Here is a 4,396-nt window from a genome sequence, read left to right on the forward strand (position 1 = left end):
GCGAGCAAGCTCGCTCCCACAGGGGATAGGGGTTTGTTACTTACTCCGCCAACACCTGACCAATGGTCGGGTCCTTGAACAGACGGGTCAGGGCATCGCTCAACACGTCGCTGACCAGTTTGGTATTGGTCTCCTGGTTGGGCGCCATGCCGAAGCGCTGATCCAGCGAAGCGCCGTAACGACCGCTGTAGCGGCGGCTGGCGTTTTGCACGTCGGAGCGGAAGGTCGCGCCGATCGTTGCTTCGGTCACGTACATGCCTTCCTTGGGCGACTGGTATTTCAGTTCCGCCAGGGTCACGGTCAGTTGCGGCGCGTTCATGGCGTTCGCTGTAGGGGTGAAGCCCAGCAAACGCACGGCTGCCTCGGCCTGGGCCTGCAACTTCGGCAGGATCTGCGCGCCCTGCACCGTGATCACGCTGGTTTCAGGGTACAGCCCACCGCGGGTGCCGAGGGTCGGCGACGGACGACCGTCCACGACACGCACCACGACCGGCTGGCCACGCCCCACCGGCGCCAATTGGGCGTTGAGCTTGGGTTCCGGGTTAAGTTGTTGCGGGCTGTGGGCACAGCCGACAAGGGTCAGACTGGTCACGGCGATCAAACCGAACAACAGGCGTTGCAACATGCTCTTCTCTCCAGAATCGGGCACAAACAGGCCGGCAGTATAGCGGTGCGCCATCGCAGCGAACCAGCGCCTTCGATGAATACCGAAATGTCTGACAAGGACCATGGTGGGCGGTTCCTGTCACCCCGTTGTCACCGTCCTTACACCGTCATGTCATGGCCGGCTGTCAGGCTGTCCACAAGTTCCCTCGACACGGTATCCGACCATGCGCTTTCTCATCGATCTGTTTACCCCCCGCCCCCATCATCGCTGCTTTGCCCTGCTGGACCGCGCCGGTCGCTGCCAGGCGTTCAAACAATGCAGCTTGCAGCCCATGGGCGAAGGCTGGGTGGAAATCGAAGAGATCCGCCTCAACTGGCTGCACCAGCCTCTGCCCGTCGAAGCGCGGGTGCAACCGCCTCGTGCACGCGCCCGTAGCCGGCAGCTGTTGGCCGTCTGACCGGAAGGCTAATAAAAGTCATAAAACACGACCATTTCCACGCGTTTCTTCGTTACAATCTCCCCCCGATTATAAGGACGTCTCCTGATCGGGCCTCGCAACATCGCTGATGCGCTTGTATTGGCACTTCGCACCGCCCACAGAGAGCCGCCCACACAGATCGAGTGAAGCTGGCGCGCTTGCTGCTCCCGGGCAAAATCTCCGCTTTTCACGAATCTGCAGAGCTGTCATTACGCTCGGTCACTGAGCTGTCTGCCCGTTTTGCCTGTCATGTACTGCATGGGGCAACCAAACCGGGCGCGGTGCCAGGCTGGGACAGCCCTTTTTTGAGGTTCACGTCTTCAAAAGAGCGTGAAAAAACGGGTTTTCACAACTTCACAAGAGTGTGGCGAGCAAATGAAGAGTTTTGCGTCTGAACAAGCACCATTAGCGTCTGGAACAGCCCAACGACACAGGACCGGATATCGTTCAAGAACCGGCGCCTGAAGCCTGTCCGCTACGGATTTGGTTGCACGAACGGATGTCTCGGCCATAAGTCGAATTGCCTGCGCGGCGCTTAAATGAGTTCATGTGACTCTTGAGGCCGTGCTGCATGCATCCGCAGTGTTGCGAAAAATTGCGAAGATTCGGACATGGCGATTCCTGGCCATGGATGCCTGGGGCGCAACTGATCTTGCCCCGCTTCCTGGCCGCTATGCCGACAATTTGGTGCTGCAGATTTTTGGAGACGCGTTAAATGGCGCATAACGAAACAGTCGATGTAGTTCTGGTAGGGGCCGGCATCATGAGTGCCACCCTCGCCGTGCTGCTCAAGGAACTCGATCCCGCGATCTCGCTGGAAGTCGTCGAGTTGATGGATTCCGGTGCCGCGGAGAGTTCCAATCCATGGAACAACGCCGGTACCGGCCACGCCGGGCTGTGTGAGCTGAACTACACGCCCCAGGCCACCGACGGCACCGTCGACATCAAGAAAGCCGTGCACATCAACACCCAGTTCGAGGTGTCGAAGCAGTTCTGGACGTACCTGACCAAAAAGGGCACGTTCGGCTCGTCGAAATCCTTCATCGCTCCAGTGCCGCACCTGAGCTTCGTGCAGGGCGAGAAAGGCGTGGAGTTCCTGAAGAAGCGCTTCGAGCTGATGCGCCAGCATCATGCCTTCGCCGACATGGAATACACCGAAGACAAAGGCCAGATGGCCGAATGGATGCCGCTGATGATGCCTGGCCGGCCGGCTGACGAAGTTGTCGCCGCCACCCGTGTCATGAACGGTACCGACGTCAACTTCGGTGCCCTGACCAACCAGTTGCTCAAGCACCTGGGCAGCGCGCCAGACACCCAGATCAAATATTGCAAGCGTGTCACCGGCCTCAAGCGCAAGGGTGATGGCTGGACCGTGAGCATCAAGGACGTCAATTCCGGCAACACCCGGGAAGTCGACGCCAAGTTCGTCTTCCTCGGTGCCGGCGGCGCCGCGTTGCCGCTACTGCAAGCTTCAGGCATCGAAGAGAGCAAGGGCTTCGGCGGCTTCCCGGTCAGCGGCCAGTGGCTGCGTTGCGACAACCCGGAAGTGGTCAAGCACCACCAGGCCAAGGTCTACAGCCAGGCCGCGGTGGGCTCGCCGCCAATGTCGGTGCCGCACCTGGACACCCGTGTGGTCGATGGCAAGAAGTCCCTGCTGTTCGGGCCATACGCCGGTTTCACCACCAAGTTCCTCAAGCACGGCTCGATCATGGACCTGCCGTTGTCGGTACGCGCCGGCAACATCGGCCCGATGCTGGCCGTGGCCCGGGACAACATGGACCTGACCAAGTACCTGATCAGCGAAGTGATGCAGTCCATGGAGCAGCGCCTGGAATCCTTGCGTCGCTTCTACCCCGAGGCGAAAGCCGAAGACTGGCGCCTGGAAGTGGCCGGCCAACGGGTGCAGATCATCAAGAAAGACCCTAAAAAAGGCGGCATTCTGCAATTCGGCACCGAGCTGGTCGCGGCCAAGGACGGCAGCCTCGCCGCCCTGCTCGGCGCTTCGCCAGGTGCTTCGGTGACCGTGTCGATCATGCTGGACCTGATCGAGCGCTGCTTCCCGGAAAAAGCCAAGGGCGAATGGGCCACCAAGCTTGCCGAAATTTTCCCGGCCCGGGAAAAAGTGCTGGAAACCGACGCGGCGCTGTATCGCAAGATCAATGCGCAGAACAACATTGCGCTGGAACTGGTTGAAGAAAGCAGCGAGACCCAAAGCTACGCTTGATTCGATCGGCTAAAAAAACGCCCCGTTCTCCATGAGAGCGGGGCGTTTTTTTTGAGCGTCTTGTGGCGAGGGAGCTTGCTCCCGCTGGCCTGTGAAGCAGGCCCCTGACTCAATCAGCCACGCGCCTTCTCGATCAATTCAATGTATTCCTGGGCATTGCGCTGATCGCGAACCAGCGTCACGAAATCATTGCCATGCTCGTCCTTGCCGTTGAGGTCGTAGCCCGCCTCGGCAAAAAAAACCAGGAAGCGCTCGAAATCATCGACACGCAGCCCACGGTAAGCCTTGATCAGTTTGTGCAGCGACGGCGACGTAGCATCGACCGGTTCAAAATTGAGGAACAGCTTGATCTGTTCATCGCCAATCTCGTCACCAATCACTTGTTTCTTGTCTTTACGCATTGCCGGCTCCAGCTTGCACAATTCACGGGGCGGGCAGTTTACCCCTGCCAGGCCCCGGCGCTCAACGCGGGCGTGCGGCGCCGGTGTGCAGGTCGGCCCAGATGTGGCCATTGGCGTAGCTGAGAAACTGCACATAGACCGTGTCGTTGCGCAGCAGATCGATGACGACTCGGTACTGGGCCTGTGGATAAGACAGGGTCAGGGTCTTGCTCGCCTCGTCGAACACCGGTTTTTTCAGGCTTTTGCTTTCGCCATCGAAATTGAGGATGACCTGGTTGATGGTTGCCCCCTTGTTCAAGGGTTTGCCTTTGAGCCGCACCATCAAGGGCGAAGTGACCGGGATCGGTTGTTGATTGGACGGCCGCTGGTTGCCCAGCACCACCGAATATTCAGTGACCTGCAGCAATTGTTGCTGTTCGGGCTGTTCCTGGCGCGCCACCAGGTCATCGGGGGGCAGGAACTGGCTGTGCATCGGCGCGGCCACGGCCGTCATGGGCAGGCTGGCGATCAACACTAAAATGGCGCAGCGGTGAATCGATACACGCATGACAGGCTCCGGGTACTTGGCTGGGCACGCTAGCATCCATGGAAAAAATAAGCGACCCGGGTCAATACATCCTGGCGTCTGGCGCGGCATACTCAGAGGGCCATCAGCGTGACCTCACCTGTGGCGAGGGAGCTTGCTC

Annotated in this window: 6 protein-coding genes; 3 read left to right on the forward strand and 3 right to left on the reverse strand. The window is 59.5% G+C overall.

The window, feature by feature from the left end:
- Positions 1-40: 40 nt before the first annotated feature.
- Entirely contained in the window at positions 41-625 is a 585-nt protein-coding gene (locus tag OC610_RS21975) for a YajG family lipoprotein (RefSeq protein ID WP_181287874.1), read from the reverse strand.
- 205 nt (positions 626-830) lie between these two features.
- On the opposite strand from OC610_RS21975, the gene OC610_RS21980 reads away from it, so the two are divergent.
- From OC610_RS21980 to mqo, 3 genes are all read left to right on the forward strand, one after another.
- Positions 831-1,064: a hypothetical protein gene (locus OC610_RS21980; protein WP_030138600.1), complete on the forward strand. Its 234-nt coding sequence runs from the start codon at positions 831-833 to the stop codon at positions 1,062-1,064.
- 570 nt (positions 1,065-1,634) lie between these two features.
- Complete coding sequence (locus OC610_RS21985) at positions 1,635-1,811, forward strand: hypothetical protein (protein WP_264430739.1); 177 nt, start codon at positions 1,635-1,637, stop codon at positions 1,809-1,811.
- The gene (gene mqo, locus OC610_RS21990) at positions 1,801-3,309 is read left to right on the forward strand and encodes a malate dehydrogenase (quinone) (RefSeq protein ID WP_264430740.1); all 1,509 of its coding nucleotides are present in this window, start codon (positions 1,801-1,803) and stop codon (positions 3,307-3,309) included. The genes OC610_RS21985 and mqo overlap by 11 nt, the downstream gene beginning before the upstream one ends.
- 113 nt (positions 3,310-3,422) lie before the next feature.
- Here mqo and OC610_RS21995 read toward each other — a convergent pair whose 3' ends face one another.
- Both OC610_RS21995 and OC610_RS22000 read right to left on the reverse strand, forming a co-directional pair.
- The gene (locus tag OC610_RS21995) at positions 3,423-3,710 is read right to left on the reverse strand and encodes a PA4642 family protein (RefSeq protein ID WP_264430743.1); all 288 of its coding nucleotides are present in this window, start codon (positions 3,708-3,710) and stop codon (positions 3,423-3,425) included.
- 61 nt (positions 3,711-3,771) lie between these two features.
- A complete protein-coding gene (locus tag OC610_RS22000) occupies positions 3,772-4,257 on the reverse strand; it encodes a hypothetical protein (RefSeq protein ID WP_264430744.1) in 486 nt (161 codons plus the stop codon).
- Between the last annotated feature and the right edge of the window lie 139 nt (positions 4,258-4,396).

It is taken from the genome of Pseudomonas agronomica (genome assembly GCF_025917275.1).
Lineage (GTDB): Bacteria > Pseudomonadota > Gammaproteobacteria > Pseudomonadales > Pseudomonadaceae > Aquipseudomonas > Aquipseudomonas agronomica.